Source organism: Streptomyces sp. NPDC050534 (assembly GCF_044457745.1).
In the GTDB taxonomy this organism is placed as follows: domain Bacteria; phylum Actinomycetota; class Actinomycetes; order Streptomycetales; family Streptomycetaceae; genus Streptomyces.
Map to the genome: position 1 here is coordinate 372,137 of NZ_JBITHF010000004.1, position 22,678 is coordinate 394,814.

The 22,678-nt window shown below is 70.6% G+C and carries 22 protein-coding genes and 2 tRNA genes; 14 read left to right on the top strand and 10 right to left on the bottom strand.

Translation table 11 applies throughout. The features are described 5' to 3' along the window. Positions 1-106 precede the first annotated feature (106 nt). From ACIBN2_RS16005 to ACIBN2_RS16020, 4 genes are all read left to right on the top strand, one after another. Complete coding sequence (locus ACIBN2_RS16005; RefSeq protein ID WP_399134964.1) at positions 107-703, top strand: M48 family metallopeptidase; 597 nt, start codon at positions 107-109, stop codon at positions 701-703. A 144-nt stretch (positions 704-847) separates the two neighbouring features. Then, a complete protein-coding gene (locus tag ACIBN2_RS16010; RefSeq protein WP_399134965.1) occupies positions 848-2,533 on the top strand; it encodes a TerD family protein in 1,686 nt (561 codons plus the stop codon). Between the two features lie 11 nt (positions 2,534-2,544). Beyond that, the gene (locus ACIBN2_RS16015) at positions 2,545-3,225 is read left to right on the top strand and encodes an AIM24 family protein (RefSeq protein ID WP_266684610.1); all 681 of its coding nucleotides are present in this window, start codon (positions 2,545-2,547) and stop codon (positions 3,223-3,225) included. A gap of 18 nt (positions 3,226-3,243) precedes the next feature. Further along, the gene (locus tag ACIBN2_RS16020; RefSeq protein WP_399134966.1) at positions 3,244-3,999 is read left to right on the top strand and encodes an AIM24 family protein; all 756 of its coding nucleotides are present in this window, start codon (positions 3,244-3,246) and stop codon (positions 3,997-3,999) included. 65 nt (positions 4,000-4,064) lie between these two features. Here the strand turns inward: ACIBN2_RS16020 and ACIBN2_RS16025 are convergent, their stop codons facing one another. Further along, complete coding sequence (locus ACIBN2_RS16025) at positions 4,065-4,586, bottom strand: NUDIX hydrolase (protein WP_399134967.1); 522 nt, start codon at positions 4,584-4,586, stop codon at positions 4,065-4,067. After that, positions 4,583-6,046, bottom strand: a complete 1,464-nt coding sequence (locus ACIBN2_RS16030; protein WP_399134968.1) for a zinc-dependent metalloprotease — start codon at positions 6,044-6,046, stop codon at positions 4,583-4,585. The genes ACIBN2_RS16025 and ACIBN2_RS16030 overlap by 4 nt, the downstream gene beginning before the upstream one ends. Before the next feature lie 192 nt (positions 6,047-6,238). Here ACIBN2_RS16030 and ACIBN2_RS16035 point away from each other — a divergent pair, with 192 nt between their 5' ends. From ACIBN2_RS16035 to ACIBN2_RS16050, 4 genes are all read left to right on the top strand, one after another. Next, positions 6,239-7,351, top strand: coding sequence for an SDR family oxidoreductase (locus ACIBN2_RS16035; RefSeq protein ID WP_399134969.1), 1,113 nt, complete (start codon positions 6,239-6,241; stop codon positions 7,349-7,351). 146 nt (positions 7,352-7,497) lie between these two features. Further along, positions 7,498-7,959 (top strand): molybdenum cofactor biosynthesis protein MoaE, encoded by a 462-nt coding sequence (locus ACIBN2_RS16040; RefSeq protein ID WP_399134971.1) that lies wholly within the window; start codon positions 7,498-7,500, stop codon positions 7,957-7,959. Positions 7,960-8,080: 121 nt separating this feature from the next. Continuing rightward, positions 8,081-8,245 (top strand): hypothetical protein, encoded by a 165-nt coding sequence (locus ACIBN2_RS16045; protein ID WP_399134972.1) that lies wholly within the window; start codon positions 8,081-8,083, stop codon positions 8,243-8,245. 56 nt (positions 8,246-8,301) lie between these two features. Then, positions 8,302-9,396: a PDZ domain-containing protein gene (locus ACIBN2_RS16050; protein WP_399134973.1), complete on the top strand. Its 1,095-nt coding sequence runs from the start codon at positions 8,302-8,304 to the stop codon at positions 9,394-9,396. Positions 9,397-9,415: 19 nt separating this feature from the next. Here ACIBN2_RS16050 and ACIBN2_RS16055 read toward each other — a convergent pair whose 3' ends face one another. Further along, positions 9,416-9,958: a PPA1309 family protein gene (locus tag ACIBN2_RS16055; protein WP_399134974.1), complete on the bottom strand. Its 543-nt coding sequence runs from the start codon at positions 9,956-9,958 to the stop codon at positions 9,416-9,418. Positions 9,959-10,122: 164 nt separating this feature from the next. Here ACIBN2_RS16055 and ACIBN2_RS16060 point away from each other — a divergent pair, with 164 nt between their 5' ends. The 4 genes from ACIBN2_RS16060 to ACIBN2_RS16075 all read left to right on the top strand — a co-directional run bounded on the left by ACIBN2_RS16060 (position 10,123) and on the right by ACIBN2_RS16075 (position 15,410). Beyond that, positions 10,123-13,080 (top strand): UPF0182 family protein, encoded by a 2,958-nt coding sequence (locus tag ACIBN2_RS16060; protein WP_399135264.1) that lies wholly within the window; start codon positions 10,123-10,125, stop codon positions 13,078-13,080. 55 nt (positions 13,081-13,135) lie between these two features. Further along, positions 13,136-13,209: transfer RNA gene (locus tag ACIBN2_RS16065), tRNA-Met, on the top strand. A 204-nt stretch (positions 13,210-13,413) separates the two neighbouring features. Then, positions 13,414-15,234, top strand: coding sequence for a sel1 repeat family protein (locus ACIBN2_RS16070; protein WP_399134975.1), 1,821 nt, complete (start codon positions 13,414-13,416; stop codon positions 15,232-15,234). 102 nt (positions 15,235-15,336) lie between these two features. Next, positions 15,337-15,410 (top strand) — tRNA-Met (locus ACIBN2_RS16075). Positions 15,411-15,550: 140 nt separating this feature from the next. On the opposite strand, the gene ACIBN2_RS16080 is transcribed toward ACIBN2_RS16075, so the two are convergent. The 3 genes from ACIBN2_RS16080 to hisN form a co-directional block, all read right to left on the bottom strand. After that, positions 15,551-15,967: a Fur family transcriptional regulator gene (locus ACIBN2_RS16080; RefSeq protein WP_399134976.1), complete on the bottom strand. Its 417-nt coding sequence runs from the start codon at positions 15,965-15,967 to the stop codon at positions 15,551-15,553. A gap of 105 nt (positions 15,968-16,072) precedes the next feature. After that, on the bottom strand, positions 16,073-16,465 hold the full coding sequence (locus ACIBN2_RS16085; protein ID WP_399134977.1) for a cyclic nucleotide-binding/CBS domain-containing protein: 393 nt from the start codon (positions 16,463-16,465) through the stop codon (positions 16,073-16,075). Between the two features lie 178 nt (positions 16,466-16,643). Further along, complete coding sequence (gene hisN / locus ACIBN2_RS16090; RefSeq protein WP_399134978.1) at positions 16,644-17,444, bottom strand: histidinol-phosphatase; 801 nt, start codon at positions 17,442-17,444, stop codon at positions 16,644-16,646. 201 nt (positions 17,445-17,645) lie between these two features. Between hisN and ACIBN2_RS16095 the strand changes: the two genes are divergently transcribed. Further along, positions 17,646-18,254, top strand: coding sequence for a TetR/AcrR family transcriptional regulator (locus ACIBN2_RS16095; RefSeq protein ID WP_399134979.1), 609 nt, complete (start codon positions 17,646-17,648; stop codon positions 18,252-18,254). A 10-nt stretch (positions 18,255-18,264) separates the two neighbouring features. On the opposite strand, the gene ACIBN2_RS16100 is transcribed toward ACIBN2_RS16095, so the two are convergent. The 4 genes from ACIBN2_RS16100 to ACIBN2_RS16115 all read right to left on the bottom strand — a co-directional run bounded on the left by ACIBN2_RS16100 (position 18,265) and on the right by ACIBN2_RS16115 (position 21,796). Then, positions 18,265-18,588: a DMT family transporter gene (locus ACIBN2_RS16100; protein WP_390665705.1), complete on the bottom strand. Its 324-nt coding sequence runs from the start codon at positions 18,586-18,588 to the stop codon at positions 18,265-18,267. Between the two features lie 95 nt (positions 18,589-18,683). After that, entirely contained in the window at positions 18,684-19,694 is a 1,011-nt protein-coding gene (rsgA, locus tag ACIBN2_RS16105; protein ID WP_399134980.1) for a ribosome small subunit-dependent GTPase A, read from the bottom strand. A 13-nt stretch (positions 19,695-19,707) separates the two neighbouring features. Continuing rightward, positions 19,708-21,024, bottom strand: coding sequence for a 3-phosphoshikimate 1-carboxyvinyltransferase (gene aroA / locus ACIBN2_RS16110; RefSeq protein ID WP_399134981.1), 1,317 nt, complete (start codon positions 21,022-21,024; stop codon positions 19,708-19,710). A 52-nt stretch (positions 21,025-21,076) separates the two neighbouring features. Then, positions 21,077-21,796 carry a M50 family metallopeptidase gene (locus tag ACIBN2_RS16115; protein ID WP_399134982.1) on the bottom strand — a complete coding sequence of 240 codons (720 nt, stop codon included), beginning with the start codon at positions 21,794-21,796 and terminating at the stop codon, positions 21,077-21,079. A 50-nt stretch (positions 21,797-21,846) separates the two neighbouring features. Here ACIBN2_RS16115 and ACIBN2_RS16120 point away from each other — a divergent pair, with 50 nt between their 5' ends. Further along, complete coding sequence (locus ACIBN2_RS16120; RefSeq protein WP_399134984.1) at positions 21,847-22,662, top strand: SOS response-associated peptidase; 816 nt, start codon at positions 21,847-21,849, stop codon at positions 22,660-22,662. Positions 22,663-22,678 lie beyond the last annotated feature (16 nt).

Consider the following 22,678-nt stretch of genomic DNA (forward strand, 5'->3'; position numbering starts at 1 on the left):
ACAACCTGCGAGCATTCGTCGTACAAATCAAACGCCTGGTGGGCGATCGGCACGGAACCGTCCCGGAGTCGGGACTTCCCCCATGTGCAACAGGTAACGTCGGGGCGTGCCCGCCGACCCACTGCACAGCGCCGGAACGCCACAGCGCAGTACGACGAGCCAGCCGCCGAGCGGCTCGGGGGCGAGCGCGATCGAGGTCCGCAGGAGCGCCCGTCGACGCAGGACGGTCTCCGCGTACCGCGAGGGCGATCGCACCGTTGTACTCATCCCTGCCCGGATGTCCGAGGCGGAGGAGCAGCGCTGGGTGACCGTCATGCTCGACAAGCTGGCCGCCCAGGAGAGCAAACGGGTCCTGGGCGACGACGAGCTGGCCGAGCGCGCCGAGCGGCTGTCGGCCCAGTACTTCGACGGACGCGCCCGGCCCACCTCGGTGCGCTGGGTCACCAACCAGAACACGCGCTGGGGCTCGTGCACCCCGTCCGAGGGCAGCATCCGGCTCTCGCACCGGCTGCAGGGCATGCCCGAATACGTCGTCGACTACGTGCTCGTCCACGAACTGGCGCATCTGCTCGTCCCCGGGCACGGACCCCGCTTCTGGCGCCTCCTGGAGGCCTATCCCCGCACCGAGCGTGCCCGGGGCTACCTCGAAGGCGTGGTCGCCGCCGAACGCCTGCCGCATCTGCCGGGCGTCCGCGGGGAGTGAGGGCCGGTCCCGCCGGGAGTGAGAGCCGCTCCCACAGGGGGCGGCCGTTGTGTACCGGCTCTGTACCGACTTCTTCCGGTGTCCGAGTTTGCCGTTAGCCTGGCGCGACGCACTTACATTCGGGATGGGGGACGGTCGTTACGCATGGCCAGGGAATTCCAACGCGGCCACAAGGCCAGGATCAGTGACCTCACCGCGGGCACCGATCTGTACGTAGGCGTGCAGATCAGCGGCCCCGGACTGACCTTCGACATCAGCTGCTTCGGTCTCGACGCCGAGGAACGGCTCTCCGACGACCGCTACTTCGTCTTCTTCAACCAGCCGAAGTCGCCCGAGGAGTCCATTCAGCTCCTGGGCGCCCAGGCCGGGGACACGGAGTCCTTCCGGGTCACGCTCGACAGGATCCCGGCGCAGATCCAGAAGCTGTCGTTCACCGCGACCCTCGACGGCGCCGGCCAGATGTCGCAGATCGCTCCCGGACACATCCGCATCGTCGCAGGCGGCGAGGAGGTGGCCCGGTACTCCTTCAACGGCTCGGAGTTCTCCACCGAACGGGCCGTGATGCTGGGCGACTTCTACCTGAAGGACGTGTGGCGCTTCGCCGCCGTCGGACAGGGCTTCGACGGCGGCCTCGACGCGCTGCTGAAGAACTTCGGCGGCGAGGTCGCCGAGGAGGAGCAGCCCGCGGCGCCCGCCCCGCAGCAGGCGCAGAGCGGCGCCACGCCCGGCTTCGCCCCGCCCGCGTTCGGCGCCCCCTCCGCCCCGGCCCCCGCCCCGGCCGCTCCGGCTCCGCAGGGTTTCGCGCCGCCCCCGGGACACACCCCGCCGCCGGCACCGGCGCCCGCCGCGGCCCCGAACGTCCACGCCGCGCCCACGATCATCGCGCCGATGACCCCGCCCGGCGGCGCCCCGGTGCCGCCCCCCGGCCCGGCGCCCACCCCGTACGGCCAGCCGCCCCAGCAGCAGCCGTACGGCCAGCCCGGAGCTCCGGCCGCCCCGCCGCCGCCCGGCAACGGCCAGCCCCAGGCACCGCACGCGCCCCAGGCCCCGACCCCGCCGCCCGGATACGGCCAGCCGGCCCCGCCGCCCGGCTACGGCCAGCAGCCGCCCTTCGGGCAGGTCCCGGCGCAGCAGGGTTACGGCGTTCCGCAGGGCGCTCCCCAGGGCGGCGCCGGAGTGACCGCCGCGCTGTCGAAATTCAAGGAGACGCCCACCGGGCAGCGCTGGACGCAGCAGAACAAGAAGCTCGTCCGCGTCGACCTGGGCATCGGCGGCCATCCCGTGCTCGCCCGGCAGGGCAGCATGGTGCTCTACCAGGGCAAGGTCGACTTCGGCTACAAGGGCGCCGGGTTCGCCGGCCGCATCGTCGGCAACGCCACCGGCCAGGAGATGCAGCTGATGCGCTGCACCGGCCAGGGCCAGGTGTTCCTCGCCGAGAGCTCCACCCACCTGCACCCCATCGAGCTCCAGGGCGACGCGATCTGCGTCTCCGCGGAGAACGTCCTCGCCTTCGACGAGAGCCTCCAGTACGAGGTCCGCCGGATCGAGGGACACGGCATCCCCGGGGGCGCGCTGTTCACGATGCAGTTCCAGGGGACCGGCACGATCGTCGTCAAGACACACGGCACGCCCGTGGTCCTGCCGGTCACGCCGACCACCTTCGCCGACTGCAACGCCGTCGTGGCCTGGTCGGCGGCCGCCCAGGTGATCGTCTCCAGCCAGGTCCGCATGCGCCGCAACGCCTACCCGGGCGACACCGGCGAGAGCGTCAACCTCCAGTTCCGGGCCGCCCCCGGGAACTTCGTCGTCGTCCAGCCCTACGAGGTCTGAGGGAGCCCGTCATGAACCAGCCGCTCGCGGGCTACGCCCCCGCACCCGTCACCGCGCGCATGGAGAACCACGGCAACAACATGCTGAAGGTCGCCATGCAGACCGGGAACGACCTCCTCGCGCGCGTGGGGTCGATGGTCGCCTACGAAGGCTTCATCCAGTACGAGCCCAACCCGCCGGCCGTGCGGCAGATCGCCCGCGACTGGATCACCGGCGAGGGCGCGCCCCTGATGAAGTGCTCCGGCGACGGACTGCTCTACCTCGCCGACTACGGCGCCGACGTCGTCGTGGTGAACCTCAACGGCGACGGCATCTCCGTCAACGCCACCAACCTGCTCGCCTTCGACGCGTCCCTCAGCTGGGGCGTCGAGCGGGTCAAGGGGCTCGCCAAGTTCGCCGGCCAGGGCCTGTGGAACACCAAGATCTCGGGGCAGGGCTGGGTCGCGCTGACCTCCCGGGGCAAGCCGATCGTCGTCGACTGCGGCGGCGGTGAGGACGAGACCTACGTCGACCCGGACGCGCTCGTCGCCTGGTCCCCGAACCTCAAGGTGAAGGGCAAGCGCAGCTTCAAGGCGCAGTCGCTGATCGGCCGCGGCAGCGGCGAGGCCTACCAGATGGCCTTCTCCGGTCAGGGCATCGTCGTCGTCCAGCCCAGCGAGGACAGCACCGACCGCCTGCGGTTCCGGGGCTGAGGGGGAGCCAGAAACACCATGCAGAGTCCGCTTTTCGCCTTCAACGACTCGCAGTCCCAGGAGCGCTACAGCCTGCAGAACAAGCAGATGCTGCGGGTCACGCTCCAGGGCCACGACGACATCCTGGCCCGCAAGGGCACCATGGTCGCCTACCAGGGGCTCGTCGAGTTCGACGCCGAGTACCAGAGCACCCAGCAGGCGTACGCGCGTGCGGCCACCGGCGAGGGCCTCAGCCTGATGCGCTGCCACGGGCAGGGCACGGTCTTCTTCGCCAACCTGGCCCAGCACATCCATGTGGTGGACGTGGAGCAGGACGGCCTCACGGTCGACAGCAGCTACGTGCTCGCGATGGACTCCTCGCTGCACCACGAGGTGATCGCCGTCGACAGCCAGTACGGCATCTCCGGTTCCGGGAAGTACCAGCTGAACATCACCGGCCGCGGCCAGGTCGCCCTGATGACCTCCGGTGCGCCGCTGATGATGCAGGTGACGCCCGACAAGTACGTCAACTGCGACGCCGACGCGATCGTCGCCTGGTCGACGGGCCTGCGGGTGCAGATGCAGGCCCAGACGCACTCCTCCGGGGTGTGGCGGCGCCGGGGCAACACCGGTGAGGGCTGGGAGCTCAGCTTCATGGGCAGCGGTTTCGCGCTCGTCCAGCCGAGCGAGCTGCTGCCGCCGCAGAACGCCCAGATCGGTTCGGGCCTCTCCGCGCAGTACGGCATGGGGCAGCACGGAGCGCGGGCGCAGAACCAGGGGAACGTCTGGAGCTGAGCGTTCGGAAAGCAAACGTAAGGGGCGCCCGCAGATGCGGGCGCCCCTTACGTTGTGCCGGCGGTTCACAGGCGCGCGCGGGTCGCCTCCAGCAGCCGTACGACCGACTCGTCCGCCACGTCCGCCACCTCGCCGTAGCCGAACCAGCGCAGGTCCAGCGACTCGTCGCTGATCTCCTGGACGGCGTCCGGCGGCGCCACCACGGCGTACTGCACGTCGAAGTGCCAGTGGCAGGGCGCCGGGATGGGATGGCGGTCCAGGCGGACCGGGCCGCCCGGCAGCAGCGTCAGGCCCGCGATGCCTGACTCCTCGGTGGCCTCGCGCAGTGCCGCCGCCGCAAGGGAGGTGTCCTCCGGCTCGCAGTGGCCGCCCATCTGGAGCCACATCCGCAGCTTCTTGTGGAGGGTCAGCAGGACCCGGCCCCGCTCCGGGTCGACCACCAGGGCGCTCGCCGTGACGTGTCCCGCGTGGCAGGACTTCCACAGGCCGTCCGGACGGGCCGCCAAGTGGTCCAGGTACGCCTGGCGCAGCTCTTCCTGGCCCTCGTACCCCTTCAGGACGAGGACCGCGTCGTCGTACAGGCTCACTCGGTGTCGTCGCCCTTGGTGTCGTCGTCCTTGGTCTCGTCCTTGGTCTCGTCCTTGCTCAGGTTCGGCTTCTCCGCGGAGCCGCCGGCCGCCTCGCCGAGCATCTTGTCGAGCTCGGAGAAGTCCAGCTGCTCCCGGTGCACGAAGCCGTCCGGGTCGTCCAGATCGGAGGCCGTCGGCAGCATGTCCGGGTGGGCCCACAGGGCGTCCCGGCCGTCGACTCCGCGCGCGTCCGTGAGCGAGGCCCACAGGCGGGAGGCGTCACGCAGGCGGCGCGGGCGCAGTTCCAAGCCGATCAGCGTGGCGAACGTCTGCTCTGCCGGACCGCCCGTCGCGCGGCGGCGGCGCAGTGTCTCGCGCAGCGCGTCGGCGGACGACAGACGCGGCTTCGCGGCCGCGTGGACCACCGCGTCCACCCAGCCCTCGACGAGCGCCAGAGCCGTTTCCAGACGGGCCAGGGCCGCCTTCTGCTCCGGCGTGTCCTCCGGCTGGAACATGCCCTGCTGGAGAGCGTCCTGCAGTTGCTCGGGGTTCTGCGGGTCGAACTGGCCGACCACGTCCTCCAGCTTGGCCGTGTCGACCTTGATCCCGCGCGCGTACCCCTCGACTGCGCCGAACAGGTGGGAGCGCAGCCACGGCACGTGCGCGAAGAGGCGCTGGTGCGCGGCCTCGCGCAGGGCGAGGTACAGCTGCACCTCCTCCTGCGGAACGCCCAGGTCCTTGCCGAACGCCTCGATGTTCACCGGCAGCAGCGCGGCCTTGCCGGCCGGGCCGAGCGGCAGGCCGATGTCGGTGGAGCCGACGACCTCGCCCGCGAGCACGCCGACGGCCTGCCCGATCTGCGTGCCGAACATCGCGCCGCCCATGGAGCGCATCATGCCGATCAGCGGGCCGGCCATGGCCTGCATCTCCTCCGGCAGGACGTCGCCCATCGCCGCGCCGACGCGCTCGGCGACCGGGTCGACGAGCTCCTGCCACGCGGGCAGGGTCGCCTCCACCCACTCCGCGCGGGACCACGCCACCGCGGAGCCGGCGCCGGACGGCAGCGACGTCGCGTCGTCCAGCCACAGGTCCGCCAGACGGACGGCCTCCTGGACCGCGGTGCGCTCGGCGGGGCCGATGCTCGAGTCCTTGGTGCCGTCAGGGGTGCCCTGGGAGACCGTCTGGCGGGCGATCTGCTTGGCCATGTCCCAGTTCACCGGGCCGCCCTCGTACGAGAGCATCTGGCCCAGCTGCTGGAAGGCGGCGCCCAGGTCGTTGGGGTTCAGCGATCCGAACATGGCAGCGAGCGGATTGTCCGCGCCGGGGCCGCCAAAGCCGCCCGCGCCGGGCAGCCCGCCAAAACCGAACGGGTTGGCCGGGCCCTGACCACCACCGCTCTCCTGGTCCTTCTTCTTGCCCTCGTCGCCGTCTTCCGGCTCCTCCGGCGGAAGGCCGAATCCGAATGGGGTGTCACTCACGGGATTCCTCGGCTGGTAAGGCCGCCGGTTGTCTCCGACGGCACGACTGCCCGATAACACCACCCAGCGTAGACACCATGGGCGGTTCGGGCCTCGGTGCTTCGCCGACTCTTGGCCTGCGGCAGGATGGATGCCACCTGGTACGGACGCGTCACACGCGTTCTTACTGAAGACAACCGCTGGAGACGCCCGGTGAGTTCCCCAGATCCGCAGGTTCGCGCAGCGCGAAACGAGTCAACCCCGCCGACGGTGCGCGGGCCCGTCGTCGCGGTCACCGGAGCCGCGTCCGGCATCGGCGCCCTGCTGACCGAACGTCTGGTCGCCTCGGACGAGATCAAGCAGGTCATCGCCATCGACGAGCGGCGCGGCGAGTGCGAGGCGGCGCAGTGGCACATCCTGGACGTGCGGGATCCGGCCATCGCGGACAAGCTGCGGGGCGCGGACGTCGTGGTGCACCTGGCGCTCGACCTGGATCTGGAGACCGACGCGGCCGCCCGTACGGCCTACAACGTGCGCGGGACGCAGACCGTGCTGACCGCCGCGGCCGCGGCCGGGATCCACCGGGTCGTCCTGTGCACCTCTGCGATGGTCTACGGGGCGCTGCCGGACAACGAGCTGCCGCTGTCCGAGGACGCCGAGCTGCGGGCGACGGCCGAGGCCACCGGCGTCGGCGACCTGCTGGAGATCGAGCGGCTCGCGCGGCGTGCCCCCCGAGCGCACCCGGGGCTCAACGTCAGCGTCGTACGGCCCGCGGTGCTGGTCGGAGGCACGGACACCGCACTGACCAGGTACTTCGAGTCGCCCCGGCTGCTGGTGGTCGCCGATTCGCGGCCGGCCTGGCAGTTCTGCCACGTCGAGGATCTGTGCAGCGCCCTGGAGTACGTCGTCCTGGAGAAGGCCGAAGGGGAACTCGCGGTCGGCTGTGACGGATGGCTGGAGCAGGAGGAGGTCGAGGAGCTCAGCGGGATCCGGCGGATGGAGCTGCCGTCCGCGGTGGCCCTCGGGGCGGCCGCCCGGCTGCACCGGATCGGGCTGACGCCGTCCCCGGCCGGCGACCTGGCGTACACGATGTACCCCTGGGTCGTGAGCGGAAGCCGGCTGCACGACGCGGGCTGGCGCCCCCGGTGGACCAACGAGGAGGTGCTCGCGGAACTCCTGGGGGAGGTCTCCGGGCGGCACACCGTCGCCGGACGCCGCCTCGGACGCAAGGACGCGACGGCGGCGGGCGCGGCGGGCGCGACGGTGGCTCTGCTGGGCGCGGCGGCGGTGGTGCGCCGGGCGCGGAAGGCGCGGCGCCGCATCTGAGGGCGGCCTGCCTGGCGCGCCCTTTCCGACGTGCCCTTTCAGGCGCCCTCTGCAGCCGCCCCTGTAGAACACTCCAAGCCTCCACGCACGCGTGCCGGTCGAATCGTCTATTCCGTGGTGTCAGCGGCGTGCGGCACGATGGGGGTATGGCACCCACGAACGACCATCCCGGCGAGCACGCTGCGCAGGAGCCCATCAAGCTGATCGCCGTCCGGGAGACCGCGCTCTCGCTGGACGAGGTCTTCACGGCCGTCGGGGACGAGGCGGCCGGCGGGATCGCCCTGTTCGTGGGCACCGTGCGGAACCACGACGGGGGCACGGACGTAGATCAGCTCGGCTATTCGTGCCACCCCAGTGCCGAGGCCGAGATGCGGCGGATCGCCGAGAAGGTCGTCGCCGAGTACCCGGTGCGGGCGCTGGCCGCCGTGCACCGGATCGGTGACCTGGGCGTGGGGGACCTCGCCGTCGTCGTCGCCGTGTCGTGCCCGCACCGGGCCGAGGCCTTCGACGCCTGCCGGAAGCTGATCGACGACCTCAAGCACGAGGTGCCCATCTGGAAGCACCAGACCTTCTCCGACGGCACCGAGGAGTGGGTGGGGGCCTGCTGAACACCCTTGTGCCGTCCTCGGGTTGCGTAACCGCACCCCTGCCGTGAGCGTTGTCAGTGCGGATGGTTAATCTGCTGATCAGTCGGTTCGCGCGGTCGCTCACCGGGGTTGGGAGGTCGGCATGGGTGCGCTTCTTTGGTTGCTGATCCCGCTGTTCGCTGCGATCGGGGCCGGGCTGTGGGGCAGTTGGGCCGGCCGGACGCGCAAGCAGCGCAACGACGGTCCCGAGCTCACCGGGTATGCCCGGTTCCGAGAGGCCATGGAGCGGTCGGACTCCGGTACGTGAGACGACAGTGGTGGGGCTGACGGTCCGCTGACAGGGCCGTCCCGTACTGTCTTGGCATGCCACGCCGCACCGCGACGATGCTCGCCTCCACCCTGATGCTGATCGCGCTCCTGTGCGCGGGAGTGTTCATCCCCGTGCCGTACTCGGAGATGTCCCCGGGACCGACGGTGAACACGCTCGGGAACCACGACGGCGAGCCGGTGCTGCAGATCTCCGGGCGCAAGACCTATCCGACCAGCGGCAACCTGAACATGACCACCGTGCGGGTCACCAGCGCCGACTACCGGATGAACCTCGTCGAGGCCGTCTACGGATGGCTCGCCCACGACAGCAAGGTCGTCCCGCACGAGACGCTGTACCCGGACGGCAAGACCGAGGAGCAGTCGACGCAGGAGAACGCCGAGGAGTTCAGCCAGTCCCAGGAGAGCGCCAAGGTCGCCGCCCTGAAGGAGCTGCACGTCCCGGTGAAGACCTGGGTGATCGTCTCGGCGGTGGTCAAGGGCTCCCCGGCGCAGGGCAAGCTGCACGCCGGTGACGTCGTCAAGGCCGTGGACGGCACGGCCGTGAAGCAGCCGGACGACGTCGCCAAGCTGGTGACCAAGCACAAGCCCGGCCAGGACGTCGTGTTCACCGTCGTGCCCGCCAAGGAGCAGGCCGCCGCCGAGAAGCAGAACAAGACGGCGACCAGCACGCGGAAGATCAAGATCACTACCACGACCTCCGACGACAAGGGCAAGAAGCGCGCCATCGTCGGGATCTCGGCCGGGACGGACCACACGTTCCCGTTCAGCATCGACATCAAGCTCGCCGACGTCGGCGGGCCGAGCGCCGGCCTGATGTTCTCGCTCGGCCTCTACGACAAGCTCACGCCCGGCAGCCTGACCGGCGGCAAGTTCGTGGCCGGCACCGGGACGATCGACGACGACGGCAAGGTCGGCCCGATCGGCGGCATCCAGATGAAGACGGTCGGCGCGCGCGACAAGGGCGCGCAGTACTTCCTGACGCCGGCCGACAACTGCTCGGCCGCTGCCAAGGACACCCCCGGCGGACTCACCCTGATCAAGGTGAACACCATCGACGATGCCCTCGGCGCGCTGAAGGACCTCCGCGCGGGCAAGACGTCCGACCTGCCGAAGTGCACGGCAAAGTAGGACGCCGCCGGGCTGTCCGCTACTCCTCGAAGGTCGCCGCCAGGGCCTGCGCCAGACCCGGCACCAGCTCGGAGCCCGTGAGGACCTCCGTCGGTGCGTCCTTCTCGCGCAGACGCAGGGCCGAGTCGCGGGCACCGTCGCGCAGCACCGCGACCGTCATGCGGACCTCCTGGCGCTCCGGGTGGTCCGCCACCCACTTGGCCAGTCCGGCCTCGTCGAGGTTCTCGGGAACCTGGGCCTCGGCGGACGGCGGCAGCATCAGCCGCTCCACCGTGAGCGCGCAGCCGGCCACCGCGTCGGGCCAGGCGATCGTGGCGAGGAACTCGTCCAGCGGCTTCCCAGCCGGGATCTCGTCCTGCTCGATCGGGGTGAGACCACCGGCCTCGGTGCCGTCCTCCAGGCCGAGCTGGGCCGCGAGGGCGGGTTCCTGGGACCGCAGCCGAGCGGTGTCTACGAGGGCGAAGAGGCGGGCGGGCTGGTCCCAGCCGAGGCCGGAGGTGTACTCGTCGATCTCGAGGACGGCCCGGGTGAGCGGGTTCGCTGCCATGGGAGTGTTGGACATGGTCACAATCCTGCCTCGTTCATGGCCGGAATCGGGAACCGAGTAAACGGTGAGTAAGTTGCATAGGTGTGGGCCCACGATCACGGGGGGCCACGGCAGACCCGTGAAGACGCGGGCCTGACGTATCGACAGCGAACTTCGAGGTGCGCACCTTGGCTTTCCAGATGCCGGACCGCGGCGGAGGCCCGACAGGGCCGCGGATCAGAGTGGGCCGCCCGTCCCGGCGTGTCCGGACCCTGCTCATGACACTGGGCGTGCTGGCCGTCCTCGGCATGGCGTTCACCATGTTCGCGGGGTTCTGGACCGAATGGCTCTGGTACCGCTCCGTGAAGTACTCGTCCGTCTTCACCACCACGCTGTGGACCAAGATCGGGCTGTTCTTCGTCTTCGGCCTGCTGATGGCGCTGGCGGTCGGCTTCAACATCTGGCTGGCGCACCGCATGCGGCCGCCGCTGAGCGCGATGTCGATGGAGCAGCAGAGCCTGGACCGCTACCGGATGGGCATCGCGCCGTACAAGACCTGGCTGCTGCTCGGAATCACCGCCCTGGTGGGACTGATCGCCGGTGCCTCGGCATCGAGCCAGTGGCGCACCTGGCTGATGTGGGTCAACGGCGTGCCCTTCCACCAGAAGGACCCGCAGTTCCACCTCGACGTCTCGTTCTACGCCTTCGACCTGCCCTGGTACCGCTTCCTGCTGGGCTTCGGCTTCGCGGCGGCGATCCTGTCCCTGATCGCCGCCGCAGTCACGCACTACCTGTACGGCGGGCTCAGGATCACCTCCCCGGGCGCGCGTGCCACCGCCGCCGCGACAGGACATCTGTCGGTGCTGATCGGCTTCTTCGTCGCCCTGAAGGCGGTCGCGTACTGGCTCGACCGGTACGGCCTCGCGGTGAAGTCCAGCGACTTCAAGGCGACGGACAACTGGACGGGCCTGCGATACGTCGACGCGAACGCCTACCTGCCGGCGAAGACGATCCTGTTCTGCATCGCCGTCATCTGCGCGCTGCTGTTCTTCGCGACCCTGTGGCGGCGCACCTGGCAGCTGCCCGTCATCGGCTTCGGCCTGATGGTGCTCTCGGCGATCCTGATCGGCGGGCTCTACCCGGCGATCGTCCAGAAGTTCCAGGTCCAGCCCAACGAGCAGGCCAAGGAAGCGCCGTACGTCGAGAAGAACCTCAAGGCGACGCGTGAGGCGTACGGCATCGACGGCGCCAAGGTGACGGACTACTCGGGGACGAGCAAGACCAAGGACAAGTCCACGCTGCGCGACGACGTCGACTCCACGGCGAGCATCCGCATCCTGGACCCGAACATCGTCTCGCCCACGTTCCAGCAGCTCCAGCAGATCAGGAACTACTACGCGTTCCCGACCAACCTGGACGTCGACCGGTACACCAAGGACGGCAAGGACCAGGACACGGTCATCGGTCTGCGCGAGCTGAACCTCAACGGCATTCCGAAGAACAACTGGATCAACGACCACTTCCGCTACACCCACGGCTACGGGGTGGTTGCCGCCAAGGGCACCGACGCAGACGCCAACGGCCAGCCGGTCTTCACTGAGTACGACCTGCCGTCCAGGGGCACCCTGGGGACCTACGAACAGCAGGTCTACTACGGCGAGAAGACCACCACGTACTCGATCGTCGGCGGTCCCCAGAAGGAGATCGACTACTCCGACGACAGCGGTGAGAAGACCACCAGCTACAGGGGCAAGAGCGGGGTCAACCTCGCCAACCCGATCAACCGGGCGGCGTACGCGGTGGCGTTCAACGAGCCGCAGATCCTCTACTCCGGTGCGATCGGCGAGGGTTCGCGCATCCTGTACAACCGCACGCCGAAGGAGCGCGTCGAGGCGGTGGCGCCCTGGCTGACCATCGACGGCGACGCCTATCCGGCGGTGGTCAACCACCGCATCCAGTGGATCGTCGACGCGTACACGACGACGAACGGTTACCCGTACGCGTCCCGTACGACCCTCGGTGACACGACGGCCGACTCGCTGACCGCGAACAACAACTCGCGCGCGGTGGTGGCCCAGCAGAACCAGGTCAACTACATCCGCAACTCGGTCAAGGCGACCGTCGACGCGTACACCGGTGAGGTCAAGCTCTACCAGTGGGACACCAAGGACCCGGTGCTCAAGACCTGGATGAAGGCATTCCCGAACACGGTGAAGCCCAGGACCGCGATCTCCCCCGACCTGATGGCCCATCTCCGGTATCCGCAGGACCTGTTCAAGGTCCAGCGCGAGCTGCTGACGCGCTACCACGTCACCAACCCGACCACCTTCCTCAGCGGCAGCGAGGTGTGGCAGGTGCCGGACGACCCGACCAACAAGTCGGGCAGCGCGGTACCGCCGTACTACCTGAGCATGAAGATGCCCGACCAGTCGTCGCAGGCGTTCTCGCTGACGACGACGTTCACACCCAACGGCCGGGACAACCTCAGCGCGTTCATGACGATCGACGCCGAGGCGGGAAGCAGTGACTACGGCAAGATCAGAGTCCTGAAACTGCCGACGAGTACGACGGTCGACGGACCCAAACAGGTCCAGAGCCAGTTCAACTCCGAACAGGACATCGCCGAGTCCATCAAGCTCCTCAAGGGCGGCGACTCCGACATCGAGTACGGCAACCTGCTGACGGTGCCGCTCGACGGAGGACTGCTCTACGTGGAGCCGGTCTACGTACGCGGTGGTGGACTGAAGTACCCGCTGCTGCGCAAGGTGCTCGTCAGCTACGGCGACAAGACGGCCTTCGAGAACACCCTCGACGAGGCCCTCAACAAGGTCTTCGGAGCGGAGAGTTCGACCCCGCCGTCGTCGGACCAGGGGAACAACCCACCGCCGACGTCCAGCAACCCGACGGTCCAGCAAGCGCTGAACGACGCCCAGAAGGCGTTCGACGCCGGCCAGGAGGCCCTGAAGAAGGGTGACTGGCAGGCGTACGGGAAGGCGCAGAAGGATCTGCAGGACGCGCTGCAGAGGGCTGAGGACGCGCAGTCCAAGGCTGACAAGACAACAGGTGGCAGCAGCGCCAAGCCGACCTCCGGCGCCAAGCCCACCAGCAGCGCCAAGCCGAGCGGCAGCCCGAAACCGAGCGGCAGTCCCAGCGGGTAGCCGGCCGCCGCTGATCAAGTCCGCCCCGCGTCGTGGTACGGTTGGCACACAACGACGCGGGGTGGAGCAGCTCGGTAGCTCGCTGGGCTCATAACCCAGAGGTCGCAGGTTCAAATCCTGTCCCCGCTACTGAAGTCGAAGGCCCGGATCCATCAGGATCCGGGCCTTCGTGGTGTGCGAACGCATGTGCCGGTGCGAGGGACGGCCGTGCCCTCTCGGGGAGTTGGGCGATCTGTGTTTGACTTGTCTCTCTGTGGGCATGTCGACAAAACGCTGAAGTGACCTCACTGGCTGCGGTATACCAGGTGTACCCGGGTTGCAGGTGGTGCGACGATGGACGTTATGGGGGACAAGGCAACTCTGTTCGAGACAGGGCGATTTGTGCAGCCTTCCGAACCGGACGAAGCCGGGGAGGTGGCTGAGGAGGCCGTCGAGGAACTTCGCCGGCGGCTCGCCGCCGAGACCGGCGACGTCGAGGCGATGAGCGTCCTCGGGGCCATGCTGCTGCGCCGCGGTGATCTCGACGGAGCCGAGCCCCAGTTGCGTGCTGCCACGGCGGCGGGAGACCGTGCCGCCGCCAACAACCTGGGAGTCCTCCTCCACCAGCGCGGGTACGCCGACGAGGCCGCCGGCTGGTGGCGGATCGCCGCCGTCGCCGGATCCGCCGCGGCCGCGCACGCGCTGGGGCGCCACCACCGTGAGCGCGGGGACGAGCCGGCCGCCGAGTACTGGCTGCGCCAGTCCGCCGAGCAGGGCCACGCCCTGGGCGCCTACGCGCTGGCCGATCTGCTGGAGCACCGCGGGGACGCCGGGGCCGAGGAGTGGATGCGGACCGCCGCCGAGCACGGGCACCGTGAGGCGGCGTACCGGCTGGCGCGCGCGATCGATCGCCGTGCGGCGCTCGAGGGCGAGAGCGGGGGTGACAACGGTGTCGAACTGCTGGCCGAGGCCGAGCAGTTCTACCGGCAGGCCGCCGCGCGCGGACACCGGCGGGCCGCGCTGCACCTCGGCGCGATCCTGGAGCGACGCGGCGAGCTCAAGGAGGCCGGCCGCTGGTATCTGACGTCCGCCAAGGACGGCGAGGCGCGCGCCGCCTGCGCGCTCGGCTTCCTGCTGCGGGACGCCGGCGACACCGAGAGCGCCGCCGTGTGGTGGCTCAGGGCCGCCCAGGACGGCGACGGCAACGCCGCCAACGCGCTCGGCGCGCTGCACGCCGAGCGCGGCGAGACGCAGACCGCCGAGCGCTGGTACCGGGCGGCGATGGACGCCGGGGACGACAACGGCGCGTACAACCTCGGGCTGCTCTGCGCCGACCAGGGGCGGACCGCGCAGGCCGAGCAGTGGTACCGCCGGGCCGCGTACGCCGGGCACCGCGAGGCGGCCAACGCGCTCGCGATCCTGCTGCTGCAGGGCGGGGACACCGCCGGCGCCGAGCCGTGGTTCTCCAAGGCCGCCGAGGCCGGGAGCGTGGACGCCGCGTTCAACCTGGGCATCCTGCACGCCGGGCGCAGCACCGAGGAGGACGCCGCGGCCGCGCTCCGGTGGTACGAGCGCGCCGCGGCCGCCGGGCACACGGAGGCGGCGCTCCAGGTCGGCATCGCGCGGCTGCGGGACGGCGACGAGCACGCGGCGGAGCGGCATCTGCGGTGTGCGGCGGGCGGCGGCAGTGCGGAGGCCGCGTACCGGCTGGCGACGGTCCTGGACGCCCGCCGGCCGCCCGAGCCCGCGCACGAGCTGGGGGAGCCCGCGCACGAGCGGACCGAGTGCGAGGAGTGGTACGAGCGGGCGGCCTCGCAGGGCCACCGGCGTGCGCAGGTGCGGGTCGGCATGCTCGCCGCGGCCCGCGGGGACGTGGTGGAGGCCGCCCGCTGGTACCGGGAGGCGGCCGAGGCCGGGTCCCGCAACGGCGCCTTCAACCTGGGCCTGCTGCTGGCCCGCGAGGGCAGCGAGCCCGAGGCCGCCGTGTGGTGGACCCGGGCCGCCGACGCCGGTCACGGACGGGCGGCGCTCCGCCTGGCCCTCGTCTACGCGCGTCGGGGTGAGCTGGCCGAGGGGCAGCGCTGGGCGGACCGCGCGGTCACGCTGGGGCCGGCGGAGGTGTCGCAGCGTGCGGCCCGGCTGCGGGACGCGCTGCGCGAGGAGCTGTCGGCGTAGCCCTCACCGGTGCTGCGGGCAGCCCCTTGACGTGCGGTTTTGGCGTGCGGTCCAAAGGATTTGCCTCTGGTCGCGTCCTTGACGTAACGTTGCGTTCGTCGACGCGGGGTGGAGCAGCTCGGTAGCTCGCTGGGCTCATAACCCAGAGGTCGCAGGTTCAAATCCTGTCCCCGCTACTGAAGGCCGAGGGCCGGAATCCAGAAATGGATTCCGGCCCTCGGTGCGTCTGTGGTCGACGGCGTCCAACACCATGGGCAACGGAGAGCCCCGGCACCTCAAGGGGTGCCGGGGCTCCGGTGAAGTTCCGTGATCGGGCTCAGGCCGCCGCGCAGTCCGGGCAGACGCCGCGGTACGTCACCTCGACGTCCGAGACCGCGAAGCCGAAGCGCTCCGAGTCGGGGAGGTCGGCGAGCGGGTTGCCGCCGGGGTGGACGTCGCGGATCGCGCCGCAGCGGGCGCAGACCAGGTGGTGGTGCGGCCGGTGCGCGTTCGGGTCGTACCGCTTGGCGCGCTTGTCGGTGGAGACCTCGAGGACCTCGCCGAGGGTGACCAGCTCGCCCAGCGTGTTGTAGACGGTCGCCCTGGAGATCTCGGGCAGCTTGGCGACGGCCCGGGTGTGAACCTCGTCGGCCGTCAGGTGAACGTGATCGCCGTCGAGGACCTCGGCCACGACGCGCCGCTGCGCGGTCATGCGCCATCCGCGTCCGCGCAGCCGATCCAGAAGGTCGCTCATGAGGCCCAGCCTAACAGCAGGGGGACCATTTTCCGAACAGGTGTGACTTTGGATCTCTGCTCGACTTGGACTGAGTCCAACCTGTTCGAGGGTCCCCCTGCCTGCTCAGGCGGGCACGTGCTGCCGGACCGGTGCCCAGCAGCGGATGATGTCGCGGACGGAGACGATTCCGGCGGGCTCGCCGCCGTCGAGGACGATGAGGTGGCGGAATCCGCCGTGGGCCATGGCGCGGGCCGCCTCCTCCAGCGTCCAGGACGGGGCGGCGAAGACGACGTCGGTGGTGGTGTGGGCGTGGGCGCGTTCGGTGTCGGGGTCCTGGCCGAGGCCGACGGAGTTGAGGATGTCCCGTTCGGTGAGGATCCCGATGCCGCCGGCGTCGGGGTCGAGGACCACGGCCGCGCCGACCCTACGGGCGGACATCAGGGCGGCGGCCTGGCGGAGGGTGTGGGCAGGGCCGATGGTGAGGACCACCGTGCTCATGGCGTCGCGGACGAGCATGGACTGGAGCCACCTCCTAGGGAATCCCCGGTGACCGGCGGATACCGGTCTCCCGGTCCGCTAGTTCAGGAATTCACAAGTTCACAAGAGTGGGGACTCTCAGAGTCGCAGGTAAAGCGTGGGTCAACAAGAGGGCGCGTGCGTCCAGTTCAGGGCGCGCGGAGTGACCTCGTGCTTCTCAGTAGCGCTGGTTGAGATGCCCCAGCAACTCGTCGTGCAGCAGGCCGTTCGATGCTGCCGCGTCCCCGCTGTGCGGGCCCGGCCGGCCGTCGAGGCCGGTGAAGGTGCCGCCCGCCTCGGTGACGACGATGGCGTTGGCTGCCATGTCCCAGAGGGAGAGTTCCGGTTCGGCGCAGATGTCGATCGAGCCCTCGGCGACCATCATGTAGGGCCAGAAGTCGCCGTACGCGCGCGTGCGCCACACCTCGCGGGACAGGTCCAGGAAGCCGCCGAGCCGGCCCTGGTCCTCCCAGCCGGTCAGGGAGGAGTACGCGAAGGAGGCGTCCGTCAGCTTCGAGACGCGGGAGACGTGCAGGCGGGAGGCCGAGGAGAGGCTGCGGCCGGAGAACGCGCCGTGCCCCTTCGCGGCCCACCAGCGGCGGCCCAGCGCCGGGGCGGAGACCACGCCGACGACCGGCTGGAAACCGGTCTCGCCCGCCTCCATCAGGGAGATCAGGGTGGCCCACACCGGCACACCGCGGACGTAGTTCTTGGTGCCGTCGATGGGATCGACCACCCACCGGCGTGGGCCGGTGCCCTCCAGGCCGTACTCCTCGCCGAGGACCGCGTCGCGTGGGCGGGCGCGCTGGAGCTGGCCGCGGATGAGTTCTTCCGCCGCCTTGTCCGCCTCGCTCACCGGGGTCATGTCCGGCTTCGTCTCGACCTTGAGGTCGAGGGCCTTGAAGCGGTTCATGGTGGTCGCGTCCGCGGCGTCGGCGAGGACGTGGGCGAAGCGGAGGTCGTCGAGGTAGTCCGGCATGGAACGAACGCTATCCACCGAGGTTGGGACGGGGCCAGCGGCCCCCGCTTACGTTTTGGCGGCACATCGTCGGCATCCCCGCGGCATCTCGCGGGCACACAGTGGCCGAAGGGCGCCCCCCGTGCGCGCTCGCGAACCCTTGACAGTGCCCCCGGGCGCGTCAAATCTGGGCGCAGAGCTGCTCGCCCCAGGGAGGCGAAGATGCCTGCAGCGCGGGAATCCCTACTGGACGCCGCGTACGCGGCGCTCGCACGCCGGCCGTGGTCCGCCGTGCGGATGGTCGACGTCGCCGCGGTGGCGGGAGTGTCCCGCCAGACGCTCTACAACGAGTTCGGCAGCAAGGAAGGTCTCGCCCGGGCCCTGGTCAGAAGGGAGGCGGACGCGTATCTCGCCGGAGTCGAGCGCGCGCTCGCCACACACGGTGACGCCCGGGAGCGGCTGACCGCGACCGCCGAGTGGACCGCCTTCACCGCCCGCGACAACGCACTGGTACGGGCCATGCTGACCGGCTGCTGGAGCGAGCGCCTGCCCTCGCCGACGCTCTCCGCGGTCCCGTCCTCCTCGGCGGTGCCGGCGCAGCGGCGGGCGGACGGCCCGCTGCCGTCGCCCGGCGACTTCGTGGCGATGGTCCGCGACCGGGCCGTGGCCGTGCTGTCGGGGCCCGGGGCGCTGAAGTCGGACACCGCGGAACTGGCCCGCTCCTGCGAGCTGGTGATGCGGATCGCCCTGTCCTGCGTGGCGGCCCCACCGGGCGAGGGGGGCGTCGGGGACCTGGTCCGCACGGCGCTGCCCCGGCCGCAGGCGGTGTGACGGGGCGTTCCTAGTGCGCCGAGCCCGACAGCTGCAGGCCGATCACGCCCACGATGACCAGGCTGATCGAGACGAGCTTGAGGGTGGAGACCAGGTCGCCCAGGAAGATCATGCCGTAGATCGCGGTGCCGGCCGCGCCGATGCCGGTCCACACGGCGTAGGCGGGGCCGACGTCGAGCTTCCGCAGGGACAGGGTCAGCAGACCGAAGCTGCCGAGCGCGAATATGCAGAACGCGATCGTGGGCCACAGCCGTGTGAACCCGTGCGAGAGCTTGAGGCACACGGCGAAACCGGTCTCGAGCAACCCGGCCACCACCACCAGCAGCCACGCCATGTGCTGTCCTCCCGTATGTCCGGCTCGGTGCGATTATGCACTTACCGGGCTCGCGCACTCACAAACACCGCTGAGATCAGTCGCCTTGCCGAGGCTCAGTCGCCGTCCGTCCGCTCACGGGTCGACAGCAGTCGCCGCAGGGAGTAGAGGCGGGCCGGGTCGGCGTGTCCGTCGGCCACCCACTGGTCCAGCGCGCAGTCCGGCTCGTCGTGACTGCACGCACGCGGGCAGCCCTCGGTGCCGGGCTCCAGGTCGGGGAAGGCCTTGATGACCCGGGACGGGTCCACGTGGTGCAGGCCGAAGGAGCGCACGCCAGGGGTGTCGACGACCCAGCCCGCACTGTCCGGCAAGGGGATCGCGCGTGCCGAGGTGGTGGTGTGCCGGCCGCGGCCCGTGACGGCGTTGACGATGCCGGTACTGCGTCGCCGTTCCTGCGCGACGAGCGCGTTGACCAGGGTCGTCTTGCCCACGCCCGAGTGCCCGACGAACGCCGTCATCTTGCCGTCCAGCTGCTTGCGGACGCGTTCCACCGCCGCGCCGCTCTCCAGTTCCTCACGGCTCGTCACGACGTACGGCACGCCCAACGCCCCGTACATCTCCAGGAGTTCGTCGGGCGAGGCGAGATCGGACTTGGTGAGGACGAGCAGCGGGTCGAGACCGCCGTCGTACGCCGCCACCAGACAGCGGTCGATCAGGCGCGGGCGCGGCTCCGGGTCGGCGAGGGCGGTGACGATGGCGAGCTGGTCGGCGTTGGCGACGACGACGCGCTCGTAGGGATCGTCGTCGTCCGCGGTGCGCCGCAGGACCGAGGTGCGCGGCTCGATGCGGACGATACGGGCGAGGGTGTCCTTGGCCCCGGACAGGTCGCCGACGATGGCCACCCGGTCGCCGACCACCGCGGCCTTGCGGCCCAGCTCGCGGGCCTTCATCGCCGTGACCACGCGGTCCTCGACGAGACAGGTGAGGCGGCCCCGGTCGACGGTGACGACCAGGCCCTTCACTGCCTCCTCGTGCTTGGGCCGGATGTTGGTACGCGGCCGGTTGCCCTTGCGGTTGGGGCGGCTGCGGATGTCGTCCTCGTCGGTGTGCTTGCCGTAGCGGCGCATGTCCGTAACGCCCCTACGCCCCGAGCATTCCGGTCCACATTTCGGGAAATTCCGGCAGGGTCTTCGCCGTCGTCGCCACGTTCTCGATCTGCACGCCCTCGACCGCGAGGCCGATGATCGCGCCGGCGGTCGCCATGCGGTGGTCCTCGTAGGTGTGGAAGATGCCGCCGTGCAGGCGGCGCGGGCGGATCTGCAGGCCGTCGGCGGTCTCGGTGACGTCGCCGCCGAGCTCGTTGATCTCCTTGGTGAGCGCGGCCAGGCGGTCCGTCTCGTGCAGCCGCAGATGAGCCACGCCCCGCAGGGTGGAGGGGGAGTCCGCGAGGGCCGCGACGGCAGCGATGCCCGGGGTCAGCTCGCCCACCTCGCCCAGGTCCACATCGATACCGTGAACGGCACCCGAACCGGTGAACTCCAGTCCGTACTCGGTGAGTTCGCAGGAACCGCCCATTTCGGTGAAGATCTCCCGCAGCGTGTCGCCGGGCTGCGTGGTGCGGGCCGGCCAGTCGGGGATCACGACCTTGCCGCCGGTCACCAGCGCGGCGGCCAGGAAGGGCTGGGCGTTGGACAGGTCGGGCTCGATGGTCAGGTCCCGGCCGAGCAGCGCGCCCGGCGTCACCCGCCACACGTTCGGCTCGCCGCCCGACTCCGGCGTGTCCACCTGGGCGCCGACCGCGCGCAGCATGTCGACGGTCATGCGGATGTGGGGGAGCGAGGGCAGGGAGGAGCCGGTGTGGCGGACCTCGACGCCCTGGTTGAAGCGCGGGCCGGAGAGCAGGAGGGCGCTCACGAACTGGGACGAGGAGGACGCGTCGATCTCCACCGGGCCGCCGTCCAGCGCCCCGCCGCCGTGCACCGTGAGCGGCAGCGCGCCACGGCCGTCGTCGTCGATACGGGCGCCGAGCACGCGCAGGGCGTCGATCACGCCGTGCAGGGGGCGCTCGTAGGACCTCGGGTCGCCGTCGAAGCGGACGGGGCCGTCCGCGAGCGCGGCGACCGGGGGCAGGAAGCGCATGACCGTGCCGGCGTTGCCGACGTCGACCGTGGCCGGGCCGCGCAGGCCGGTGGGCAGCACACGCCAGGTCTCGCCCGTGCCGTCGGGGCCCACGCCCTCGACGATGTCGACGCCCATGGTGCGCAGGGCGCCGGCCATCAGCAGGGTGTCGCGGGAGCGGAGGGGACGGCGCAGCCAGCCCGGCTCGCTCGCCAGGGCGGCAAGGACGAGGGCGCGGTTGGTGACCGACTTGGACCCCGGTACGTGGACCGTCGCGTCGACGGCTCCGCTCGCGTGGGGGGCGGGCCAGAGGGCGGTACGTGCGTCTTGTGGGGCCATGGGCCCACTTTATAAGGAGGCGGTGCATCCGGTGCGGCGCCGTTGGGGCTGGTCACACCTCGAGCAGCCAGCGTCCCCCGCCTATCAGCGAGCACAGCGACACCGCGTGGAAGAGGAAGAGCCACAGCCCGGCCGGTACGTGTGTCAGGCGCGAAAGCTGGTCCGCGTCCGAGTCGCCCGCACCCCCACGGCTGCGCTTCGCCTGGAGCTCGAACGCCGGACGGACGCCACCCACCAGCAGGAACCAGACGACCGCGTACGCGAACGCAGCCTGCACCTGGGGGCCGGCCAGCCAGGACACCAGGAGGAAGGTGCCGCCGGCGATGACCACGGTCAGGGCGCCGTACGCGTTGCGGATCATCACCAGCATCGCCACGAGCAGCGCGGTCGCCAGCCACAGGAGCAGCGTGATGTGGCCGGCGGCGAGCAGGGCGGCGCCGCCCAGGCCGAGGAGCGGGGGAGCGGTGTAGCCGGCGGCCGCGGTGAGGATCATGCCCAGGCCGTGCGGCTTGCCGCGGCTCAGGGTGAGGCCGCTGGTGTCCGAGTGCAGCCGTATGCCCGTGAGCTGACGGCCGGTGAGCAGCGCCGTCAGGCCGTGGCCGCCCTCGTGCGCGATGGTGATGGCGTTGCGTGAGAGGCGCCAGACGTTGTGCGGGACGGTCACGGCGAGCGCAGCGACCAGCGTCGCGATCACCACCCACAGGTCGGGGTCGGGCTGGGTGCCGAAGACCCGGTCCCAGAGGGAGGCGAGTGAGGAGGCGGTGCTGTCCATCAGTGGCTTTGGCTCCCGTAGCTCTCGGCGGATCTGGCAGTGTGGCACGTATGTGCGGACGGTATGCAGCGAGTCGTAGGCCAGAGGATCTCGCAGGAATCTTTGAGATCGAGAAGTGGGAGCCCGAGGAGACCCTGGCGCCCGACTACAACGTGGCCCCGACCAAGGAGGTCTACGCCGTTCTCGACCGCCCTCTTAAGGACGTGGACGAACCGCGGCCGGTTCGCCAGCTCCGCAAGCTCAAGTGGGGGCTGGTGCCGAGCTGGTCGAAGACGCCCGAGGGCGGCGCCCGGATGATCAACGCCCGTGCGGAGACCGTCCACGAGAAGCCGTCGTACAAGCGGGCCTTCTCCTCCCGCCGCTGCATCATCCCCGCCGACGGCTACTACGAGTGGGTCACCGGCACGCAGGAGCGCGACCTGGAGGTGGAGGGGAAGACGAAGCGGCCGCGCAAGCAGCCCTACTTCGTGCTGCCCGCCGACGGCTCGGTCTTCGCGATGGCCGGGCTGTACGAGTTCTGGCGGGACAAGACCCTGCCGGACGACCACCCGCAGGCCTGGTGGGTGACCTGCTCGGTCATCACCACGGAGGCGGAGACGAGCCCGCTCGCCGTGTCCCCGGCCGAGGGACCGCACACGCTGGCCGAGATCCACCCCCGGATGCCGCTGATGCTCACCGCGGACCGCTGGGACTCCTGGCTCGACCCCTCCCGCACCGACGTCGACGGCCTGCGCGAGCTGCTGGCCCCGCCGCCGCCCGGCCTGATGCGCGCCTACCCGGTGTCCACCGCCGTCAGCAACGTCCGCAACAACGGCCCCGAGCTGCTGAAGGAGCTGGAAGGGCCGGAAGAGGGCACACTCTTCTGACGTGACGACCTCTTAT

What these genes read in the sequence shown, in the direction of transcription:
- hisN (WP_399134978.1), bottom strand. Translation starts at nt 17,444, where the DNA reads ATGCCGGACTACCTCGACGACCTCCGCTTCGCCCACGTCCTCGCCGAC.
- rsgA (WP_399134980.1), bottom strand. Translation starts at nt 19,694, where the DNA reads ATGCGCCGCTACGGCAAGCACACCGACGAGGACGACATCCGCAGCCGC.
- ACIBN2_RS16095 (WP_399134979.1), top strand. Translation starts at nt 17,646, where the DNA reads ATGCCTGCAGCGCGGGAATCCCTACTGGACGCCGCGTACGCGGCGCTC.
- ACIBN2_RS16015 (WP_266684610.1), top strand. Translation starts at nt 2,545, where the DNA reads ATGAACCAGCCGCTCGCGGGCTACGCCCCCGCACCCGTCACCGCGCGC.
- ACIBN2_RS16020 (WP_399134966.1), top strand. Translation starts at nt 3,244, where the DNA reads ATGCAGAGTCCGCTTTTCGCCTTCAACGACTCGCAGTCCCAGGAGCGC.
- ACIBN2_RS16040 (WP_399134971.1), top strand. Translation starts at nt 7,498, where the DNA reads ATGGCACCCACGAACGACCATCCCGGCGAGCACGCTGCGCAGGAGCCC.
- ACIBN2_RS16120 (WP_399134984.1), top strand. Translation starts at nt 21,847, where the DNA reads ATGTGCGGACGGTATGCAGCGAGTCGTAGGCCAGAGGATCTCGCAGGA.
- ACIBN2_RS16055 (WP_399134974.1), bottom strand. Translation starts at nt 9,958, where the DNA reads ATGTCCAACACTCCCATGGCAGCGAACCCGCTCACCCGGGCCGTCCTC.
- ACIBN2_RS16080 (WP_399134976.1), bottom strand. Translation starts at nt 15,967, where the DNA reads ATGAGCGACCTTCTGGATCGGCTGCGCGGACGCGGATGGCGCATGACC.
- ACIBN2_RS16070 (WP_399134975.1), top strand. Translation starts at nt 13,414, where the DNA reads ATGGACGTTATGGGGGACAAGGCAACTCTGTTCGAGACAGGGCGATTT.
- ACIBN2_RS16010 (WP_399134965.1), top strand. Translation starts at nt 848, where the DNA reads ATGGCCAGGGAATTCCAACGCGGCCACAAGGCCAGGATCAGTGACCTC.
- ACIBN2_RS16100 (WP_390665705.1), bottom strand. Translation starts at nt 18,588, where the DNA reads ATGGCGTGGCTGCTGGTGGTGGTGGCCGGGTTGCTCGAGACCGGTTTC.
- ACIBN2_RS16045 (WP_399134972.1), top strand. Translation starts at nt 8,081, where the DNA reads ATGGGTGCGCTTCTTTGGTTGCTGATCCCGCTGTTCGCTGCGATCGGG.
- ACIBN2_RS16050 (WP_399134973.1), top strand. Translation starts at nt 8,302, where the DNA reads ATGCCACGCCGCACCGCGACGATGCTCGCCTCCACCCTGATGCTGATC.
- ACIBN2_RS16060 (WP_399135264.1), top strand. Translation starts at nt 10,123, where the DNA reads ATGCCGGACCGCGGCGGAGGCCCGACAGGGCCGCGGATCAGAGTGGGC.
- aroA (WP_399134981.1), bottom strand. Translation starts at nt 21,024, where the DNA reads ATGGCCCCACAAGACGCACGTACCGCCCTCTGGCCCGCCCCCCACGCG.
- ACIBN2_RS16085 (WP_399134977.1), bottom strand. Translation starts at nt 16,465, where the DNA reads ATGCTCGTCCGCGACGCCATGAGCACGGTGGTCCTCACCATCGGCCCT.
- ACIBN2_RS16115 (WP_399134982.1), bottom strand. Translation starts at nt 21,796, where the DNA reads ATGGACAGCACCGCCTCCTCACTCGCCTCCCTCTGGGACCGGGTCTTC.